This is a genomic window from Pseudarthrobacter sp. fls2-241-R2A-127, from assembly GCF_030209355.1.
Classification (GTDB): Bacteria; Actinomycetota; Actinomycetes; order Actinomycetales; family Micrococcaceae; genus Arthrobacter.
The window spans coordinates 1-19569 of sequence record NZ_JARVSF010000022.1 but is presented as its reverse complement, the minus strand read 5'-3'; the positions used below and the strand labels follow the sequence as shown (position 1 = coordinate 19569).

The 19569-nt window shown below is 68.0% G+C and carries 19 protein-coding genes; 15 read left to right on the top strand and 4 right to left on the bottom strand.

Annotated elements, in window-relative coordinates; translation table 11 throughout:
* Nucleotides 1-4 precede the first annotated feature (4 nt).
* The 10 genes from QRN53_RS14835 (at nucleotide 5) to QRN53_RS14790 (ending at nucleotide 11244) form a co-directional block, all read left to right on the top strand.
* Nucleotides 5-457, top strand: coding sequence for a hypothetical protein (locus QRN53_RS14835; RefSeq protein ID WP_285244606.1), 453 nt, complete (start codon nucleotides 5-7; stop codon nucleotides 455-457).
* 55 nt (nucleotides 458-512) lie between these two features.
* Nucleotides 513-1148, top strand: coding sequence for a DUF305 domain-containing protein (locus QRN53_RS14830; RefSeq protein ID WP_285244605.1), 636 nt, complete (start codon nucleotides 513-515; stop codon nucleotides 1146-1148).
* Nucleotides 1149-1288: 140 nt separating this feature from the next.
* Nucleotides 1289-1942 carry an arsenate reductase/protein-tyrosine-phosphatase family protein gene (locus QRN53_RS14825; protein WP_285244604.1) on the top strand — a complete coding sequence of 218 codons (654 nt, stop codon included), beginning with the start codon at nucleotides 1289-1291 and terminating at the stop codon, nucleotides 1940-1942.
* A 123-nt stretch (nucleotides 1943-2065) separates the two neighbouring features.
* Nucleotides 2066-3184: an LCP family protein gene (locus QRN53_RS14820; RefSeq protein ID WP_285244603.1), complete on the top strand. Its 1119-nt coding sequence runs from the start codon at nucleotides 2066-2068 to the stop codon at nucleotides 3182-3184.
* A 123-nt stretch (nucleotides 3185-3307) separates the two neighbouring features.
* Nucleotides 3308-5002, top strand: a complete 1695-nt coding sequence (locus QRN53_RS14815) for an alkaline phosphatase D family protein (protein ID WP_285244602.1) — start codon at nucleotides 3308-3310, stop codon at nucleotides 5000-5002.
* Between the two features lie 149 nt (nucleotides 5003-5151).
* Nucleotides 5152-5961 carry a histidine phosphatase family protein gene (locus tag QRN53_RS14810; protein WP_285244601.1) on the top strand — a complete coding sequence of 270 codons (810 nt, stop codon included), beginning with the start codon at nucleotides 5152-5154 and terminating at the stop codon, nucleotides 5959-5961.
* Nucleotides 5945-6883 carry an ADP-dependent NAD(P)H-hydrate dehydratase gene (locus tag QRN53_RS14805; RefSeq protein WP_285244600.1) on the top strand — a complete coding sequence of 313 codons (939 nt, stop codon included), beginning with the start codon at nucleotides 5945-5947 and terminating at the stop codon, nucleotides 6881-6883. Before QRN53_RS14810 ends, QRN53_RS14805 begins: the two co-directional genes overlap by 17 nt.
* A 588-nt stretch (nucleotides 6884-7471) precedes the next feature.
* The gene (locus QRN53_RS14800) at nucleotides 7472-9688 is read left to right on the top strand and encodes a S9 family peptidase (RefSeq protein ID WP_285244599.1); all 2217 of its coding nucleotides are present in this window, start codon (nucleotides 7472-7474) and stop codon (nucleotides 9686-9688) included.
* A gap of 148 nt (nucleotides 9689-9836) precedes the next feature.
* Nucleotides 9837-10043, top strand: coding sequence for a hypervirulence associated TUDOR domain-containing protein (locus QRN53_RS14795; protein ID WP_285244598.1), 207 nt, complete (start codon nucleotides 9837-9839; stop codon nucleotides 10041-10043).
* 4 nt (nucleotides 10044-10047) lie between these two features.
* Entirely contained in the window at nucleotides 10048-11244 is a 1197-nt protein-coding gene (locus QRN53_RS14790) for an NAD(P)/FAD-dependent oxidoreductase (protein ID WP_285244597.1), read from the top strand.
* On the opposite strand, the gene QRN53_RS14785 is transcribed toward QRN53_RS14790, so the two are convergent.
* Both QRN53_RS14785 and QRN53_RS14780 read right to left on the bottom strand, forming a co-directional pair.
* Nucleotides 11228-11800 (bottom strand): GNAT family N-acetyltransferase, encoded by a 573-nt coding sequence (locus tag QRN53_RS14785; RefSeq protein ID WP_285244596.1) that lies wholly within the window; start codon nucleotides 11798-11800, stop codon nucleotides 11228-11230. The genes QRN53_RS14790 and QRN53_RS14785 overlap by 17 nt on opposite strands.
* Before the next feature lie 5 nt (nucleotides 11801-11805).
* Complete coding sequence (locus QRN53_RS14780; protein WP_285244595.1) at nucleotides 11806-12966, bottom strand: acetate kinase; 1161 nt, start codon at nucleotides 12964-12966, stop codon at nucleotides 11806-11808.
* Between the two features lie 169 nt (nucleotides 12967-13135).
* Here QRN53_RS14780 and QRN53_RS14775 point away from each other — a divergent pair, with 169 nt between their 5' ends.
* Nucleotides 13136-13402 (top strand): hypothetical protein, encoded by a 267-nt coding sequence (locus QRN53_RS14775; protein ID WP_285244594.1) that lies wholly within the window; start codon nucleotides 13136-13138, stop codon nucleotides 13400-13402.
* A 70-nt stretch (nucleotides 13403-13472) separates the two neighbouring features.
* Here QRN53_RS14775 and pta read toward each other — a convergent pair whose 3' ends face one another.
* Nucleotides 13473-15569, bottom strand: coding sequence for a phosphate acetyltransferase (gene pta / locus QRN53_RS14770; RefSeq protein ID WP_285244593.1), 2097 nt, complete (start codon nucleotides 15567-15569; stop codon nucleotides 13473-13475).
* A 282-nt stretch (nucleotides 15570-15851) separates the two neighbouring features.
* Here pta and QRN53_RS14765 point away from each other — a divergent pair, with 282 nt between their 5' ends.
* The 4 genes from QRN53_RS14765 (at nucleotide 15852) to QRN53_RS14750 (ending at nucleotide 18832) form a co-directional block, all read left to right on the top strand.
* Entirely contained in the window at nucleotides 15852-16322 is a 471-nt protein-coding gene (locus QRN53_RS14765; protein WP_285244592.1) for a hotdog fold thioesterase, read from the top strand.
* 7 nt (nucleotides 16323-16329) lie between these two features.
* A complete protein-coding gene (gene paaK / locus QRN53_RS14760; protein WP_285244591.1) occupies nucleotides 16330-17703 on the top strand; it encodes a phenylacetate--CoA ligase PaaK in 1374 nt (457 codons plus the stop codon).
* Nucleotides 17704-17763: 60 nt separating this feature from the next.
* Nucleotides 17764-18420 (top strand): TetR/AcrR family transcriptional regulator, encoded by a 657-nt coding sequence (locus tag QRN53_RS14755; RefSeq protein ID WP_285244590.1) that lies wholly within the window; start codon nucleotides 17764-17766, stop codon nucleotides 18418-18420.
* A 106-nt stretch (nucleotides 18421-18526) separates the two neighbouring features.
* Complete coding sequence (locus tag QRN53_RS14750; protein ID WP_285244589.1) at nucleotides 18527-18832, top strand: hypothetical protein; 306 nt, start codon at nucleotides 18527-18529, stop codon at nucleotides 18830-18832.
* A gap of 198 nt (nucleotides 18833-19030) precedes the next feature.
* On the opposite strand, the gene QRN53_RS14745 is transcribed toward QRN53_RS14750, so the two are convergent.
* The gene (locus tag QRN53_RS14745) at nucleotides 19031-19426 is read right to left on the bottom strand and encodes a VOC family protein (RefSeq protein WP_285244588.1); all 396 of its coding nucleotides are present in this window, start codon (nucleotides 19424-19426) and stop codon (nucleotides 19031-19033) included.
* Between the last annotated feature and the right edge of the window lie 143 nt (nucleotides 19427-19569).

Genomic DNA, 19569 nt, shown 5'->3' with positions numbered 1-19569 from the left:
CACCGTGAACCGAGCGGAAGGAGGGACGGCCATCAGCTCCCAAGCCGTGGCGTCCCTCCTTCACAGGGCGTGGCTGTTCGCCGCCGCCCTGACCGTGATCGCCGGACTGCTGGGCATGCACGTCATGACCTCCGGCCACGCCTCGCACGGGGCACCTGCCGGGCATACCGTCGTCGCGAATTCTGCCGGTGCCGCCCCTACCGGGCACGCGCCGGGCGCCTCCGCCACGGACATGCACGAGCTTGCCCCTGCCACCTGTGGTGATTCGTGCCCCGGCGCGCAGGAATCGGGGGCGCCGTGCATCCCAACGGCACCCAGCGGTCCGGTCACCGTTGCCCCGCCGCAGGCAACGCAGGCCGCCCTGCCGCTGCTGCCTGCAGCCGGGCACGCCGGTTCCGCCTACGATTACCTGCCGCCCAGTCCAACACCCTGCGACCTGTCCATCAGCCGGACGTAAACCGGACTGCGCCACCCATCACGGCACAGTTCCATTACCTCCCTGAAGGACAATCATGAACACCACTTTTAGAACCCTGTCCATTGCTGCCGCCCTCGCCGCCTCGCTTGGCCTGGCCGGATGCGCAGCCAACGCCGTTTCCGGCAACAGCATGCCGATGGACCACGGCAGCGCCGGCGCCATGTCCACTGCCATGCCCAGCGCGGGCGGCATGTCGCCCGGCGCCAACGCTGACCACAACCAGGCGGACATCATGTTTGCCCAGATGATGATCCCGCACCACTCGCAGGCCGTGGAGATGAGCGACATCATGCTGGCCAAAGCCGGCATGCCGGCAGAGGTGACTGCGCTTGCCACCAAGATCAAGGCCGCCCAGGCACCGGAGATCGAGCAGATGACGGGTTGGCTCACCGGCTGGGGTGCCCCCACTGCGATGAGCGACCCCTCCGGCCACGGCATGACCGGCATGGTGGACGATGCCGGGATCGACAAGCTCAAGGCCGCCGCCGGGACCGACGCCGCGAAGCTGTTCCTCCAGCAGATGATCGGCCATCACGAGGGCGCCATCGACATGGCACAGCAGGAAATCAGCGCCGGCAAGTCCGCGGAGGCCGTCAAGCTGGGCCAGGACATCGTGGACGCACAGCAGGCGGAAATCACGCAGATGAAGCAACTGCTGACCACCCTCTAGCCGGCACCTTCCGCTGCATGGCAGCTGCGCACGGCGCGGCGGCGGCACCCCGCAAGGGAGCCCCCGCCGCGCCGTCGCGTGTTAAGTTGAAAAGCACGGGCCCACCGGTCCTGCCACCAGCTGGGAAAGAGAACATCTCCTTGGACACTTCCGCGCCAGTCAAGATCCTCACCGTCTGCACCGGGAACATCTGCCGCTCGCCGGTGGCCGAACGGCTGCTGCAGGCAGGGCTGGACCAAGCCGTGCCGGGCGGGTTCCACGTGGCGAGTGCCGGTACCCGGGCCATGGTGGGCGAGCCCATGCAACCCATCTCCGCGGACATCGTGCGGACCTACGGCGGCAACCCGGACGGCTTCGCTGCGCGGCAGCTCACGCCAAAGATCCTGCGCGGCGTGGACCTGGTGCTGACCATGACATCCGGGCACCGCGGCGAGGTCCTGCAGCTCGACGCCTCGCTCCTCAAGCGCACCTTCACCATCCGCGAGTTTGCCCGCATGCTCGACGTCCTGGACCAGCGGGAGGTGCCCGCGTCCGGTGACAGCACGGCCGACGACGACGACGGCTGGCTGGCCGCCCACACAGCGCGTTGGCGCGGGTTGCCGGCGCGGGCCGCCGGTGTGCGGCATCTCTCGCTCCCCGCCGATCGCGCCGAAAACGACATCGTGGACCCGTACCGCCGCCCGCCGGAGGTGTACCGGCAGATGGAGGACCAGCTGGCCCCCGCCATCGTGTCCATCCTGCGCCACGCCCGCCTCAATGCCCCGGTGCGCGGGGACGCAACCGGCACGCCTTAGCGAAACCGGGCCGGCGGACCTGGCGACACGCCGCAGGTGACAGTTTGGACAAGCCTGTAGCCAACCGGGGCATCGCTGGCGGACACTGATCCCACCCGCAACACGATGAGGTGGAGGCACCGCATGAGCACGCCTGATCCAACAGGACCCGCCGGTCCCCCCAACAGCCCGTCCGCGCCGCACCGGCCCGCCTGGATTGCGGCTCTGGGCCGCCGCCGCTGGATCGCCGCCCTGCTGGCACTGGTACTGGTGGCGGCCGCGGGGATCGCGGTGTTCAGCCTCAACCGGGCGGGCAGGGAATCCGCCCCGGCAGCCACGCAAACCCAGTCGCCGAGTGAAACCCCCACACCCACTCCCACGCCATCCCAAACGCCTCCGCCTGCACCCGCCCCGCCTCCCCCGCCGCAGCCGATTCCCGACCTGCCGGCCGCTGAGATGAACGTGCTGGTCATCGGCAGCGACAGCCGCGGGATTGCCCGGAACGAGGCAGACCACACCGCTCAGACCGGCGAACCCTCAGACCAGCGCTCGGATTCGCTGATGGTGGTCCACGTGCCTGCTGACCGGCACACCCTGTACGTCATTTCGATCATGCGCGACCTGTGGGTGGACGTCCCCGGCGTGGGCGGCTCGAAGATCAACGCAGCCCTGCAGTACGGCGGGATAGACCTGACCACCCAGACCGTGCAGCAGCTGCTGGGCATCACCATTGACCACACCCTGATGCTTGACTTCAACGGCTTCAAGGCGCTGACGGACGGCCTGGGCGGGATCGACGTCAATGTCCCGTTCGCTTTCCAGTCCACGATCGAAACCCAGCACTCCTTCACGCAGGGGATCAACCACCTTGACGGGCAGGCGGCCCTGGAGTTCAGCCGCGAGCGCTACGCGTTCACGGACGGCGACTTCCAGCGGGTCCAGAACCAGCGCACCATGCTGCGGGCCATCCTGGCACGGCTCACCGGTGGCGGCGCCCTGAACGACGTGAACGCGGTCCGGTCCATCGTGGACTTCGCCAGCTGCTGCCTCACGGTGGACAAGGGATTCGACCCCGTCCAGGCCGCCATCCTGGCCTACAGCCTGCGGAACCTGGACGTCAACGCGATCGGCACCATGACGCTGCCCACGGCCGGGACGGGAATGGTCGCGGGCCAGTCGGTGGTGTTCCCGGATTACGGCGGCATCGCCGCGGTGGGCGCCGCACTGCGGGAGGGCAGGATCGCGGACTTCGCGGTGCCGTAACCGGCAGTCCCTGCGCACCGGGCCCGGCTTCCGGTGCGAAGGTCTGCTCCTGTTCAGGACCGGCTCACCCCGGGTTCACCCGGGCGACAGAATCCGTGTGCCGGCCCGCGGAAACCTGAAGGCATGACCCAAAACTCCCGCGCCACAGTTTCCCGCCGCACCGTCGTCAAAGGCTCGGTCCTGGCCGCCGCCCTCGCATCCGTGCCCGCGGCCGCCCAGGCAACCGTGCCCGGCCAGTCTCCCGCCGGCGTCGCGCTGGTCCGCAACCGGCTCACGCTACCCAGCGGTATCGCCACCGGCGACGTCACCTCCGATTCGGCCGTGTTGTGGTCCCGGGCTTCGGGCGCCGGGCGGATGACGGCGGTCCTGCGTGCAGTGGACGACGCCGGCGAGGTCCTGCGCGGCCGCGGCGCCTTTGAGCGGGTCCTCCGCGGCCCCCGCGCCACCCAGGCGTCGGACTTCACCGCGAAAATCCATGCCGGAAACCTGCCGTCCAACACCAGGTTCGCCCTGGAGATCAGCTTCGAGGACGACGGCGGTGCGGCCGGTGAGACGGTCAGCGGCAGCTTCCGGACGGCCCCCGACGCCGGGACGGTCAACGGCAAGGGCCGCACCGGTGCCACGGGCAACGGAGGCGAGGTCCCGGCGTCGTCAGCGCAAAGCTTCGTGTGGACCGGGGACACGGCCGGCCAGGGGTGGGGCATCAACGAGGAGATCGGCGGCATGCGAGGCTACCGGGCCATGCACCAGACCCGTCCCGACTTCTTCATCCACTCCGGCGACACCATCTACGCCGACGGCCCCATCGCCGAAACTGTAGTGGAAAAAGACGGGCAGGTGTGGAAGAACCTGGTGACCCCCGAGGTGTCCAAGGTGGCCGAGACGCTCACCGAATTCCGCGGCCGGCACCGCTACAACTCGATGGACGCCAACATGCGGGCCCTGTTCGCGGACGTACCGGTGATCGCCCAATGGGACGACCACGAGACCCACAACAACTGGTACCCGGGCCAGATCCTGGACGACTCCCGCTACACCGTGCGGGACGTCAACACCCTCGCCGCCCGCGGCCGGCAGGCCTGGCAGGAAAACATGCCCATCGCGGACAGCTCCGCCCTCTGGCGCCCCGGGACGTTCGACGACGCCGGCACGTACCAGCCGGCCCGGATCTACCGGAAGATCTCCCGCGGGCCGCAGCTGGACATCTTCTGCCTGGACATGCGTACCTACAAGTCCCCCAACACTGACGGCAAGGAGCCTTACGCCACGGCCATCCTGGGCCAGGAGCAGGTGGACTGGCTCATCGGCGAGGTCTCCAAGTCGAAGGCGACGTGGAAGGTCATCGCCAACGACCTTCCATTGGGCGTGGTGGTCCCGGACGGCCCGGTGAACGAAGAGAGCGCTTCCAACCGCGATTCCGGCGCCCCCTTGGGCCGCGAGCTGGAACTCGCCGGGGTGCTGAGCGCCTTCAAGCGGAACGGCGTGAAGAACGCAGTTTGGCTGACCGCGGACGTGCACTATTGCGCCGCCCACCACTACTCCCCCGAACGCGCAGCCTTCACGGACTTCGACCCGTTCTGGGAGTTCGTGGCCGGCCCCATCGCTGCAGGCTCCTTCGGTCCCAACGCCATGGACGGCACGTTCGGCCCCGAGGTGGTGTTCTCCAAGTCCGGCCGCTTCGCCGGGGAGTCCCCGCGCGACGGTGAAAACCAGTTCTTCGGGCATGTCCAGCTGGGCGAAGACAACAGCTTCACGGTCAGCCTCCGGAACGCCAACGGCGCCACCGTGTTCTCCAAGATGCTTATGCCCGAGCGGTAGCTCCGGTCCTGGCCACTTCCTGCAGCCATCGCGACGGCGGCGCGCACCTGGGGTGTGCCGCCGCCGTCGCCCGTTATTTTCCGCCGTGCCGTGGGTACGCCGTGGGTAATGTTCCTGCATTTGGCACGGCGAGCGGACGGGGTGGTGTTGTGAAGGATGAGCGGACGAAGGGTACTGCTGCGGCGGACGAGGACGGCCTGACCCAGGCGGTCCAGGAGGCCGGGGCCGTGGAGCTGCTGTTGATCCGGCACGGGGAAAGCGAGGGCAACGTTGCGGCCACCGAGGCGCGGGAAGCCGGGGTGGAGGTCATCGAGGTTCCCGCCCGCGATGCGGACGTGAACCTGTCCGGGACGGGACGGGACCAAGCCAAAGCGCTGGGTAGCGCCCTGGGCCGGATCGCTGCTGAATTCCGGCCGGACGCTGTGGTGTCCTCCCCCTATGCTCGGGCCCGGCAGACGGCCGAGATCGCGGTGGAAACCGCCGGGTGGCCGGTGCAGGTGCGCATGGACGAGCGGCTCCGGGACCGTGAGCTGGGCATCCTGGACCGGCTCACCCGGCTGGGCGTGGAGAGCCGCTACCCGGAGGAATCCGAGCGCCGGGACTGGCTCGGCAAGCTGTACTACCGGCCGCCCGGAGGGGAATCCTGGGCCGACGTGGCGCTGCGGCTCCGGTCCGTCCTGTCGGAGTTGAACAACCTGGGCAACGGACACCGGGTGATGCTGGTGTGCCACGACGCCGTGATCATGCTGTTCCGCTACGTGCTCGAGGGGCTCAGTGAAGAAGAGCTGCTGGACCTTGCCGCCAGGGAAGCCATCCTCAACGCGTCGGTGACCCGGTTCGTCCGCCCGTCCGGCGCGGGCCCATGGACACTGGAGAGCTTCAATGTTGCCGACCACCTGGCCGAGCAGGGCGTCGCGGTCACCGAGCACGGAGGGGACACCAGTGTCCGGCCGCAGTGACTCCTCCCCCGTCCCCGTAACGCCCTCGCTCCTGCGGGACTGGCGGTTGCCGGCACCGGGCGCTGACAAGTATTCCCGCGGCTCGGTGCTGGTGGTGGGCGGCGCCCGCTCCACCCCCGGCGCGGCACTGCTGGCAGGCGTTTCGGCGCTGCGTGCGGGAGCGGGGAAACTTACGCTGGCCGTGGCGGAGTCGGTGGCCGTACAACTTGGGGTGGCGGTACCGGAATGCGGGGCCATCGCGATGCCGGAAACGTCCGGCGGCTCCATCAAGGCCGAACTCGATGGCATCTCCTCCTACCTGGACCGGGCGGACACCCTGCTGGTCGGGCCCGGGCTGGACGACCCCGACCTCGCCGGCGAACTGCTGCAGGCCATGCTTCGCCGTGAGGCTGGCCGTGGCGGGGACGGCACCTCCAGCGATCCCGACGGCAGCCGAGGAGGTCCCGCCGTCGTCCTCGATGCCTATGCACTGGCCGCTTTGGTGCACCTGGAGGACCAGCTGGACCCTTGGCGCGGCAGGTTGATCCTCACGCCGAATCCCACGGAGGCGGCGATCCTGCTGGGACGGGACGTAGCGGACTTAGAGAAGGACGTCGCCGAAATCTCTGAACGGTTTGGTGCCGTGGTCAGCTGCCAGGGTCTGATCAGCAAGCCAACGGGGCTCCATGCGGACGGCCCCGGCCTGTGGAAAATCACCACCGGGTACGGCGGTTTGGGCACGTCCGGCAGCGGCGACGTGCTGGCGGGGGGCATTTCCGGGCTCCGGGCGCGCGGCACCACCGCCGCGCAGGCAGCCTGTTGGGGTACGCACCTGCACGCGGCGGCCGCGGACCGGCTGGCCAGCAGGATGGGGCCGCTGGGATTCCTGGCCCGCGAGCTGGCCGATGAACTGCCCGCGCTGATGCTGGAACTCAGCGTCTGAACGCATGCTCCGCCGGCCGGCCGGATTCCGGTCTCGTGTCCCCGGGCACGCGGATGGCCCCCGGCCGAAGCCGGGGGCCACCGTGTCGGGAAGTACAGGCCTCAGCTGCCGATGCGCTGTCTGGCGCTGTGGCGTGCACAGAATGGCGATCCGCCCCATAAGGCAGTCAACAGGTTTGCCCGCCTCCCGAGCCTTTGTTGTCGATACGAATTTTCTAGCACTTGGAACGCCGGCCTTCAAGGGCCCTCGCGGTCAGTCCCTGGTGGGGTCGGGACGGAGCGGTGCCGGGCCCGGATCAGGGACCGGCAACGGTCCCGGCGCAGGCGGCGCGGGGAACGGATTGGGTGACGGCGGCCCCGGCGGACGGGGCTGGGTGGGATCCGGGGATGTGGGCTGCGGCCCGGGTTCGGGCGGAAACGGCTCGGGTTCGTGCACTGGCGGGATGGTCATGGAGCTCCCCTCTCAGGCTGGGCGGACGTGCCTTGAACTGAACAGGATACGCCGGAGATCCCCGGGCAACCACCCAACCGGCTCCCCCGGTAGCGAACGCCCTGCGGACTTGCCCGGGCAGGTCTATATATTGAAACCATGACCTCCACCCCGCTGCAGGATTCCGCCGGCACCACCGTCCCGGCGCCCCCGGTTGCCAAGAAGATCCCCACCGAACGCACCCACCACGGGGAGACTTTCGTGGACAACTACGAGTGGCTCAGGGACAAGGAATCGCCGGAGGTGGTGGCCCACCTGCGGGCCGAAAACGAGTACCAGGAGGCGGTCACGGCCGGCCAGGAGCCGCTCCGCGAGGCCATCTTCCAGGAGATCAAGGGCCGCACGCAGGAAACCGACCTTTCGGTCCCGCACCGGAAGGACGGCTGGTGGTACTTCAGCCGCTCGGCCGAGGGCAAGGAATACGGCATCCACTGCCGGGTGAAGGCGCAGGACACCGGGAACAAGGTGGCCGACTGGACTCCGCCGGCCGTGGAGGCCGGCGTGGGCATCCCGGGTGAAGAGGTCCTCCTCGACGGCAACGTGGAGGCCGAAGGCAAGCCGTTCTTCTCCATAGGCGGCACCGCCGTCACCGTGGACGGCCACCTGTACGCCTACGCCGTGGACAACGCCGGCGATGAACGCTTCACCCTGCGGATCAAGGACCTGCGCACCGGTGAACTGCTGCCGGACGCCATCGAGAACATCTTCTACGGGGTTGCCTTCTCCCCGGACGGCACCCGGCTCTTCTACACAGTGGTGGACGAGTCCTGGCGCCCCTACCAGGTCAAGGCGCACGTCCTGGGAACGCCGGTGGCCGACGACACCGTGGTGTACCAGGAAGACGACGCAGCCATGTGGCTGGGCTTCGAACTCTCCGCGGACCGGCGCTACCTGGTGCTCGGCATTGGCTGCTCGGAGTATAGCGAGACCCGGCTGCTACGTTTCGATGACCCCGCGCAGGAGGTCACCACCGTGATTTCCCGCGACGAGCGGGTCCTGTATGAGGCAGAGCCTTTCCTGCTGGACGGCGCAGAGAAGATCCTGCTCACCCATAACCGCGGCGCCATCAACTCCATGGTCTCCCTGGCTGACCCGGCCGAGCTCCACAAGCCGCTGGCGGAGCAGACCTGGCAGACCGTCGTCGAGCATTCCGACGACGTCCGCGTCAACGGCGCGGGCGTCACGTCCACGCACCTCATCGTCTCCATCCGGAAGGACACCATCGAGCGGGTCCAGGTGATGGGGCTGGCAGGGCTCGGCACGCCCGGGCAGCAGGCCCCGGTGGAGCCTGCCTTCGATGAGGAGCTGTACACCGCCGGCGTGGGCGGCTCGGACTACGATGCTCCCGTGATCCGGCTCGGCTATACGTCCTACTTCACGCCGTCGCGCATCTACGACTTCGTGCTTCCCACCCCGGAGCAGCCGGCCGGCGAACTGCTGCTGCGCAAGGAAAGTCCCGTCCTGGGCGGCTACGACGGCAGCGACTACGTTGCCACCCGCGAATGGGCCACCGCCGGCGATGGCACCCGCATCCCGCTGTCCGTCCTGCGGCACAAGAGCGTCAAGCAGGACTCCACGGCGGCGGGCCTGGTGTACGGGTACGGCTCCTACGAGATGAGCATGGACCCCGGATTCGGCATCGCCCGGCTCTCGCTGCTGGACCGCGGCGTGGTGTTCGTGATCGCCCACATCCGTGGCGGCGGCGAGCTGGGCCGGCACTGGTACGAGGACGGCAAGAAGCTCACCAAGAAGAACACCTTCACCGATTTCATTGACGCTACGGACTGGCTGGCCCGCTCCGGCTGGGTGGACCCGGCACGGATCGCTGCCTTGGGCGGTTCCGCCGGCGGCCTGCTGATGGGCGCCGTGGCCAACATGGCTCCCGAGAAGTACGCGGCGATCGTGGCACAGGTGCCCTTCGTGGATCCGCTCACCAGCATCCTGGACCCGGACCTGCCGCTGTCCGCGCTGGAGTGGGAGGAATGGGGCAACCCCATCACAGACCCCGAGGCCTACGCGTACATGAAGTCCTACTCCCCGTACGAGAACGTGCGCGCGGTGGCCTACCCCAAGATCGCCGCCGTGACGTCCTTCAACGACACCCGGGTCCTCTACGTGGAGCCGGCCAAGTGGGTGCAGGAACTGCGGAACAAGACCACGGGTTCCGAGCCGATTCTCATGAAGATCGAGATGGACGGCGGCCACGGCGGCGCCTCCGGACGCTATGTGCAATGGCGTGAGCGGGCCTGGGACTACGCCTTCCTCGCCGACGCCCTGGGCGCCACCGAGCTGCTTCCGGGTGCCGGGCTGAAGTAACCCATCGGTTGCTCCCTAAACGTCGTTTTCAGGCCTCAAAACGGCAGTTACGGAGCAATCGATGCGAATCGCCATACCTCGAAAAAGCTAATCATGCTTACTATTGTTGGGCACTTGTTTTCCGGCACGGGTTACCAGAGGAGCAGGCATGTCACTGAGCAAGGGAACGCACGTGGAGTGGAACACTTCACAGGGCAAGACCCACGGCAAGGTCGTGGAAAAGAAGACCAGCGACTTCGAACTCGACGGCAACACGCACCGCGCCAGCGAGGATGAGCCGCAGTACGTGGTGGAATCGGCCAAGACCGGTGCCCGCGCGGCGCACAAGGCATCCGCCCTGACCGAAAAGAAGTAGACCCGTGGCTGCCCGCCACGAGGTAGTAATTATTGGTGGCGGCAACGCCGGCATCTCGCTGGCGGCCAAGTTGCGGCGCTACGGCGTCCAGGACATTGCGGTGATCGAGCCCAGGGACCACCACCTCTACCAGCCGCTGTTCTCGCACATCGCCGGCGGCCGGGCGCAGGCCCGGGAAGCCATCCGGACCCAGGAATCGGTGATTCCGCGGGGCGTCACCTGGATCAGGGAAGCGGCGGTGGGCGTCGAGGCCAAGGACAACACGGTTACCCTGGCATCCGGGGCGGCCGTTGGCTACGGACAGCTGGTGGCATGCCCGGGACTGCAGTATGACTGGGACGCCATTCCGGGCCTTGCCGAGGCCGTGCACTCGCCGAACGGCGCATCCCACTACGAGTTCGACCTCGCCCCCAAGGCCTGGACCCTGCTGAGCCGCCTGACCTCCGGCACCGCCGTTTTCACCATGCCCGCCGGGCCCGTCAAGTGTGGCGGCGCCAGCCAGAAGCCCATGTACCTTGCCTGCGACTACTGGCGGGAACAGGGCGTCCTGGACAAGATCCGGGTGGTCATGGTCCAGCCCTGCCCCACCGTCTTCGGGGTGCCGGAGGTGGACCGGGAGCTGGACCGGAAGATCGCCGAGTACGGGATCGAGCTGCGGACCAACAGCGAACTGGTTGCCGTCAACGCAGGCGGGCGCAGGGCAACCATCCGCGACCACGCCTCAAACACCTCGGAGGAGCTGGCCTACGACGTCCTCAATGCCGTCCCGCCCCAGTCCGCCCCGGACTGGCTCAAGGCCACCGACCTGCCCGCTGCCGGCAGCTCCGGCGGCTTCGTGGAGGTGGACCGCCAGACACTGCGGCACCCGCGGTATCCCAACGTGTGGTCCCTGGGCGACGCCGCTGGCACCACCAACTCCAAGTCCGGCGGCGCCCTGCGGAAACAGGCAAAGGTCCTGGGAAAGAACCTCGTGGCCGCCCGCAAGGGCAAGCCGCTACGGGCAAAATATGACGGCTACTCGGTGTGCCCGTTCACGGTGTCGCGGGACACCGTGGTCTTCGCCGAATTCGACGACCAATACCGGGTCAAGCCCACCATCCCGCACGTCCCCACCTGGAACGAAAGCAGGCTGTCCTGGTGGGTGGACCGGGACCTGTTTCCCAAGATCTACTGGAACCTGATACTCAAGGGCCGGGCGTAAGGTTCCCCGCGCGGTTCCACTCGCCGGACAGGACGGCATAGACCAACTCGGTGGCCCATTGGCCTTTATAGAACCATTTGTCCACGTGCCGCGCTTCCAGCCGCATCCCCAGCCGCTGGCAGAGCGCGGCGGAGGCGGTGTTCAGTTCGTCCAGCCGGGCCTCCACCCGGCGCAGGCCGAGTTCCCCGAAGCAAAGGTCCAGGACCGCCGCTGCCGCCTCGGTGGCGTACCCCTTGCCGCGCGCCTGCGGTGCCATGGACCAGCCCACCTCTGCCTGCCCGCGGCCCGGGAGCCATTTGAGCACCACTTCGCCCAGGAGACCCGGCTCCTCCTTGGCCTCGATGGCCAGGGACAGCCAGTCGCCTTCCTTCTCGTACACGAAGTTGGCGTACTTGCCCACGTACTCCATGGACTTGGTGTAGCTTTTGGCCGGCCCCGGCAAGAACCGGGCGGTTTCCGCGAGGGAATGGTAGGCGTGGAAGGCGTCCAGGTCACCGCCTTCGAAGCGCCGCAGGAGCAGCCTGTCGGTGCGGATCGGCAGCAGGATGTCCGGCATGCCGGCTACCGGCTTGAACCCACGACGGCGGCCGTCGCCTCCGCGATGGCGCGTTCCTCGTCCGTGGGAACCACCAGGACGGGGATGGCGGACTGCGGCGTGGAAATGACGCGCGGTTCCTTGGACCTTTGGGCGTTCAGGCCGGCGTCGAGCTCTATGCCCAGGGCACCCAGCCGGTCCGCCACCAGCACCCGGAACTGGGAGGAATTCTCGCCAATCCCGGCGGTGAACACCAGCGCCTTGGCCCCGCCGACGGCCACATGGTAGCCGCCGATGTACTTGGCAAGCCGGTAGGACGCTACCGCCAGCGCCGTGGAGGCCTTTGGGTCCCCCGATTCGGCGGCTTCCACCACGGTACGCATGTCATTGTTGCCGGCCAGGCCCTTGAGCCCGGATTCCCGGTTAAGCATGGAGTCGAGGTCCTCCGGCGTCCACCCGGCGCGGCCCAGGAACACCAGGATGGAGGGGTCAAGATCACCCGAGCGGGTGCCCATCACCAGGCCTTCGAGCGGGGTGAAGCCCATGGAGGTGTCAACGGAGTGTCCGCCGCGGATGGCCGTGACGGAGGCGCCGTTGCCCAGGTGGGCGATGACGCCGTCGAACTCCTCGATGGGGAGGTCCAGCAGGGCGGCTGACCGGCGGGCAACGTACTCGTGGGAGGTGCCGTGGAAGCCGTACCGGCGGATCCCGTGGTTGGTGTAGAGCTCATCGGGGACGGCGTAGCGCCAGGCGTGCTCGGGCAGGGTGCGGTGGAAGGCGGTGTCGAAGACGGCCACCTGCGGCATCGTGGGCCACTTCCTGGTGATGGCGCGGATGCCCAGGACGTTGGCCGGGTTGTGCAGCGGCGCCAGCGGGTTGAGGCGTTCGATGGCGCGGGTGATCTCGTTGTCGATCAGCACGGGCTCGGCGAACCGCTCGCCGCCGTGGACAACCCGGTGGCCCACCGCCCCCAGCTCGAGGCCGCCCAGTTCCTGGTGGATCGCCGCGTCCACCTGCTCCAAGGCCTCCGCATGGTCCCGCGGGCCCTCAATCTCGCCGTCGCCGCCGCCGCCGTTGCCCATGCCGATCTTCTCGATCAGCCCCTCGGTGAGGACGGTCCCGGCGGCCACATCACGGACCTGGTACTTCAGCGACGACGAGCCGGAGTTGATGACGAGCACGAGCATGCGGGGCCTCCTCAGCCTGGCGTCAGCAGTTCAATCCCCACTATAGGTGGCGCCGCCGACGGTCGGTCAGCAGGAGTGTGTTCCCGTCCGGGCGGTTTCCTTGCGGATCGGGGCCTGCTGTGCCTATGGTCGGCGGACAAGGCTGGCCCACGTCGAGAGGATTTTCCGAATGACGAACGAACCCACTTCGGGCGAAGAGAACGACCCCACCAACGCAGGATCCAGCAGCACCGGGTCCGGTTCCAAGGACCCCACCGGCGTGGAAGGCGCCAATCCTGCGCTGGACGACACCGGCCACCTGAAGGCGGCCGAAACCGGCGAATCCCCCGAGGCCCCGGAGAACACCGAAGACCTGGACCTCACCCCGCAGGGCCTCTCGGACGAGCCTGCCAAGGAGGAGGACCCGGAGAGCCCCGCCAAGCCGGACAACAGCTGACTGTTCCCGCAACACAATGACGACGCCGGCACCCACCAGGGTGCCGGCGTCGTCCTTTGTTCGTGGCGTCCTAGTACGCCGGCTGCTGCACCGGGACTTGGGCCTGCGCCTGGATGGCGGTGATGGCCACGGTGTTGACGATGTCCTCCACCGTGCAGCCGCGGGAGAGGTCGTTGACCGGTTTCCGCAGCCCTTGCAGGACCGGCCCCACGGCGACGGCGCCGGAGCTTTGCTGGACGGCCTTGTAGGTGTTGTTGCCGGTGTTCAGGTCCGGGAAGATGAACACGGTGGCCTGCCCGGCCACGGAGGAGCCGGGCATCTTGGACGCGGCGATGGAAGCGTCCACGGCGGCGTCGTACTGGATGGGGCCTTCGACGGCGAGGTCCGGACGGCGCTCGCGCACCAGCTCGGTGGCCTGCCGCACCTCGTCCACGGCCTCGCCCGCACCGGAGCCGCCGGTGGAGTAGGAGAGCATGGCCACCCGCGGCTCCACCCCGAACTGGGCGGCGGTCTCGGCCGAGGCCAGGGCAATGTCCGCCAGCTGCTCCACGTTCGGGTCCGGGTTCACGGCGCAGTCCCCGTACACCAGCACCCGGTCCGGCATGAGCATCAGGAACACCGAGGACACGATCTTCACGCCCTCACGGGTCTTCACGAATTCCAGGGCCGGCCGGATGGTGTGCGCGGTGGTGTGCGCGGCGCCGGACACCATGCCGTCCACCACGCCCAGCTGGACCATCATGGTGCCGAAATAGCTGACGTCCTGCATGATCTCCAGGGCCTTGGCCAGGTCCACGCCCTTGTGGGCGCGGAGTTCGGCGTACTTCTCCGCGAACTTCTGCCGCAGCTCCGAGGTGGCGGGATCAATGACGGTGATCCCGGACAGGTCGATGCCGTTGGATGCGGCAAGCTCGCGGACGTCGGACTCGGGCCCCAGGAGGGTGAGGTCGCAGACGTCCCGCCGGTGCAGGATCTCCGCCGCGCGCAGGATCCGGACATCGGTGCCCTCCGGCAGGACCACGTGCCGGCGCTGGGCCCGCGCGCGTTCGATGAGGTCATGCAGGAACCGGAGCGGAGTCATCCGTTCCGCACGCGGAAGGTGCAGCCGCTCCACCAGTTCGGTTTCGTCCACCCTGCGGGACCACAGGCCCAACGCGGAGGCCACCTTGCGGCGGTGCCCGGACCAGATCTCGCTGCGGACTTCGGAGACCCGGCGCGCCGTCTGGTAGGTGTCCTCGTCCGCCGCGAACACCGGGAACGGCGCCTGGGCCAAAAGGGGGTAGATGTTGGCGTCCGGTGCCAGGCCGCCGGTGAGGATCAGCGCAGAGGCCACGGGAAACTCGGGTGAGAAGGAGGAGGCCAGGCAGGCCACCATCACATCCGCCCGGTCCCCTGGCACGATCACCAGGGCGCCCTCGTCCAGGACGTTCAGGAAGTTGCCCACGTTCATGGCGGCAACCTTGATGTCCTTGACGTCGCGTTCCATGTCCGGGGTGCCCGCGATCTGCCGGACCCGCAGGGCCGCTGCCACCTCTCCCGTGGTGGGCCGGGCAATCTCTTCGAGTTCGGGCAGGATATACACAGGCCGCCCGGAGGCGCCGGGCTTCAGCGCCGCCGCGATGGCGTCCAGGTCTGCGGCGTCCGCCCTGTTGACCATGATGGCCAGCAGCGAGCACCGTTCGGCGGCAAGCTCCTTGCGGGCAACTTCGACGGCGGCAGCAGTTTCGGCGACAGTCCGCCCCTTGGCCCCCACCACGGCCACCACCGGCGTGGCGAGGTTGTTGGCCAGCCGGGCGTTGAGGTCGAACTCGACGGCGGAGTCCTGGCCCACCAGGTCCGTCCCCTCCACTATCACCACATCGCAGTGCCGGGCGATGTCCGCGAAGATCTCCACGCACCGGGCATCGATTTCCGCACGGTTTCCCTCCGCGAGCAGTTCGCGGACCTCCGCATAGGTCAGGCCGCCGCGGCACCGCTCGTCCTCGAGCGCGAACCGGGCCTTCATCAGGGCCACCATGGGGTCATCCGCGGCGGAGGGGCCGTGGACCACAGGCTTGAAGAAGCCAATCCTGTCCGCGTGCCGGTGCAGGGTGTCCGCCAGGCCCAAGGCCACCAGGGACTTGCCTGACCCCGGGGTGGTTGCGCTGACGTAGATGCCTTTGGCCATGGTCCGCCCTTTGCTGTGCTTGCTGGTGCCGGTCCTCCCATCCTTGCACTTCCGGCGCCCCGCGGGCACAACTGGGGGACGTCGTCGTGCGTTCCCGCCCGGTTGCCTTTCCTGAATTCCGCGGCGCGCCGCACACGGCGGCGTGTCCCCCGGTTTCAGGGCCTTCCGCGGCCCGGTAACTGGGCCGGAGCGTCCGCGCCGACGCCGCGACCCCTTGACACCGGACCCCCTCATGGGATTACCTAATGAACATTCGGTAAATAAAGCTGGAGGCAATGACGCATGGCTGAAACAACACTTTCCGGGGCCACCCACCCCATCCTGGAGAACGACTACGCCTCCGAGTGGATGGGAATCGAGGTCCTCGCCCTCCGCGACGGCCACGCCACCATCCGGATGACGCTCCGGCAGGAAATGTTCAACGGCTTCGGCATGGCCCACGGCGGAATGATCTTCGCCTTCGGCGACACCGCGTTCGCCCTCGCGTGCAACCCCATCCAGCCTGCACCGGGCGAGGAAAACACCATCACCGTCGCGTCCGGCGTCGATATCAATTTCCTCAAGCCGGCATTCCGCGGCCAGGTGCTCACCGCCGTCGCGGACCGCCGCTCCAGCGCCGGGCGCAGTGGCCTGTACGACATCCAGATCTTTGCCGCCGACGCCGCCGCCCCGGCTTCCGAAACCCAGCCCAGCTCCCCGGGCGAGCTCATCGCCGAGTTCCGTGGACGCAGCCGCACCATCCCCAAGAAGTAGGAAAACCATGACCCTGCATGCCCCCGAAACCCCCGCCGCTGCCGTTTCCACCCAGGACACCGCCGGCACCGACGCTGTGTTGGACCGCGAGGAAACCATCTCCCGCGACGAGCTCGAGGCCCTCCAGCTCAGCCGCCTGCAGCACACGGTCCAGTACGCCTACGACCGCGTCCCGCTGTACAAGCGCAAGTTCGACGACGCCGGCATCCACCCCAGCGACCTGCGCGAGCTTGAAGACCTGGGCAACTTCCCCTTCACCACCAAGGACGACCTGCGCCAGGAGTACCCGTTCGGCATGTTCGCGGTGCCGCAGCATGAAGTAGCCCGGATCCACGCCAGCTCCGGCACCACCGGCCGGCCCACCGTCGTCGGCTACACCAAGCAGGACCTGGCCGACTGGGCCAAGCTCGTGGCCCGCAGCTTCCGCGCCTCCGGCATCCGCCCGGGCATGAAGGTCCACAACGCCTACGGCTACGGCCTGTTCACCGGCGGATTGGGCGCCCACGCCGGCGCCGAAGCCCTCGGCTGCACGGTCATCCCGATGTCCGGCGGCCAGACCGAACGCCAGATCCAGCTGATCCAGGACTTCAAGCCGGACGCCATCCTGGCCACCCCCACCTACCTGCTGACCATCGCGGATGCCATGGCGCACATGGGCATCGACCCCGCCTCCACGTCGCTGAAGTTCGCTGTGCTGGGCGCCGAGCCGTGGACGCAGGAAATGCGGCACGAGCTCGAGGTCATGATGAACATCAAGGCCTGCGACATCTACGGCCTGTCCGAGGTCATGGGCCCGGGTGTCGCCGGCGAGGCCGTGGAGACCCAGGACGGCAGCCACATCTGGGAGGACCACTTCCGCCCCGAGATCATCGACGCCTTCAACCCCGTAGCCGGCAAGGAAAACGTCCTGCGCGACGGCGAACACGGCGAACTCGTCTTCACGTCGCTGACCAAGGAAGCGCTGCCGATCATCCGCTACCGCACCAAGGACCTCACGCGCCTGCTGCCGGGCACAGCCCGGCCGGCCCACCGCCGCATGGGCCGCATCACTGGCCGCAGCGACGACATGATCATCCTGCGCGGCGTGAACCTCTTCCCGTCCCAGATCGAGGAAATCGCCCTCCGCATCCCCGAGCTCAGCCCGCACTTCCAGCTTGAGCTCACCCGTCCCGAGGGCCAGCGGATGGACCAGTTGACCGTGCGGATCGAGCGCCGGGACGCCGTCACCATCGAACAGAGCACGACGGCGGCCCGCACCTTGAAAGAGCAGATCAAGATCCACGTGGGTTCTTCATGCACCGTGGACGTGGTGGAGCCGGGCGCGCTGGAGCGGTCCAACGGCAAGCTGCGCCGCATCTACGACCTCCGGCCCAAGGGCTGAGGCTTCGGTGGTGCTGCGCCGTACCCGGACTTACCGACCGTTCGTGAGAAACTAGCGGTTATGCCCAGCGCCAGCAGAACTGCCAGCACCACCGACAACCCAGCCGCCAACGGGACTTCCCTTAACGGCACAGCCAAGCGCGGCCGCCCCGGCTACGACCAGCAGTCAGTGCTGCGCATCGCCGTCGACGTCTTCAACCGGCACGGCTACGACGCCACCTCCATGGGCATCCTGGCCGAGAACCTGGGCATCTCCAAGTCCGCCATCTACCACCACGTGCCGTCCAAGGGTGACCTCCTAAAGCTCGCCCTGGACCACGCCCTGGGCGGACTCGAAGCCATCCTGGAACAGCCCGAGGCCACCTCCGGGGCCGCTGACGCCCGGCTCGAGTTCGTGCTCCGGCAAACGGTGGCAGTGCTCGTGGAGCGCCTGCCGTTCGTCACCCTTCTATTGCGCCTGCGCGGCAACACCGAGATCGAACGGGACGCCCTGGAACGCCGCCGGACCTTCGATCACAAGGTGGCCGGCCTGATTTCGGCCGCCCGCGACGAAGGATCGCTGCGCGCGGACATCGATCCCCGCACCGTCTCGCGCCTGCTGTTCGGCATGATCAACTCCATCGTGGAGTGGTACAAGCCGGGCGGCTCCCTCTCCCCCCAAAAGCTTGCCGACGACGTCATCACCGTGGCGTTCGACGGCCTGCACAACGAAGGATAGGAGGCTGGTCAGGCACGCATCGCCGTCGATAATAAGCGTGCTTGGTATTATCCCGGCTCCCCCGCTACGGTGGTAGGAAGCCACCACCCGCTGGAAGGAAATGAACATGAGCCACTCCAAGGAAGAGCCGGAAGCCGGATACATCATTCCGGACCCCTCAAAGCTCCGCGAAGACATTGCCGGCGACTCCGGCGACGAGGCCAACGCAATCCGCTTCAGCGAGGAGCAGGCCCTGATCGAGGAACAGTCGCACGGCATCCGCCCGGACACCTACAGCGTCCCGCCGGGAGGGCCCACCATGGAGGAGGCCCGCGGCAACATGGACCTGTCCGACCGCAGCGAAGAAGGCCACGGTACCGGCCGCGAGGATGACAGCAGCGACGACGGCCTGCACGGCGGCGCCGAGAACTGACCGCCAGGCTCCACAACCGTTCCACCACAGCAGCAGGGATGCCCCGATCCGATCGGAGCACCCCTGCTGCTGTTTTGTATCCGGGCCCTTGGATCCGGCCTGGTACTCGGAAGTCAGCTGAAACCGTGCCCGGCAGGGACAGGACCCAGTGGCTGTTGCGCCCCGGAAGTGTGGGAGATCCGCACCGGGCCCGGGTACCTAGACCTGGTATTCCGGATTGGCGGCGAGGTTTTGGTGGACGCAGAGGATGTTGTGCTCGGTGTCCATGAACCACGCACACTTCTCCGACTCCGTGGTGCAGATGTGGTTTTCGGTCTTCAGCGTGGGCAGGTCGTAGTCCTGGAACATCACGCCCCGGGACTCCATATCGCGGACAGTTGCTTCGATGTCCGTAACCTCGAAACTGAGCGCCGTGTGTTCGGAGTGCTTGCCGTCGAAGACCGGCATCAGCTGCAGCATGGGGCCGCCGTCGGTGCCGAGTAATTCGCTTCCATCGTCTGTCATTCCGCGGTGCGGGAGTCCGAGCTTTTCGGTGTAGAAGCTGCGGGCGCGGGCTGCGTCGTCGACTGGCAGGATGGTTGTGGCTGTGCTCATTCTAAGGTTCATGTGGCCACCTCCTACGGGCAGAATCTTACGCCCGGCGGCCACAAAAAGAACCGGCCCAACGCGCCATCACTTCCCGCCCCCCCCCCCCCCCCCCCCCCCCCCCCCCCCCCCCCCCCCCCCCCCCCCCCCCC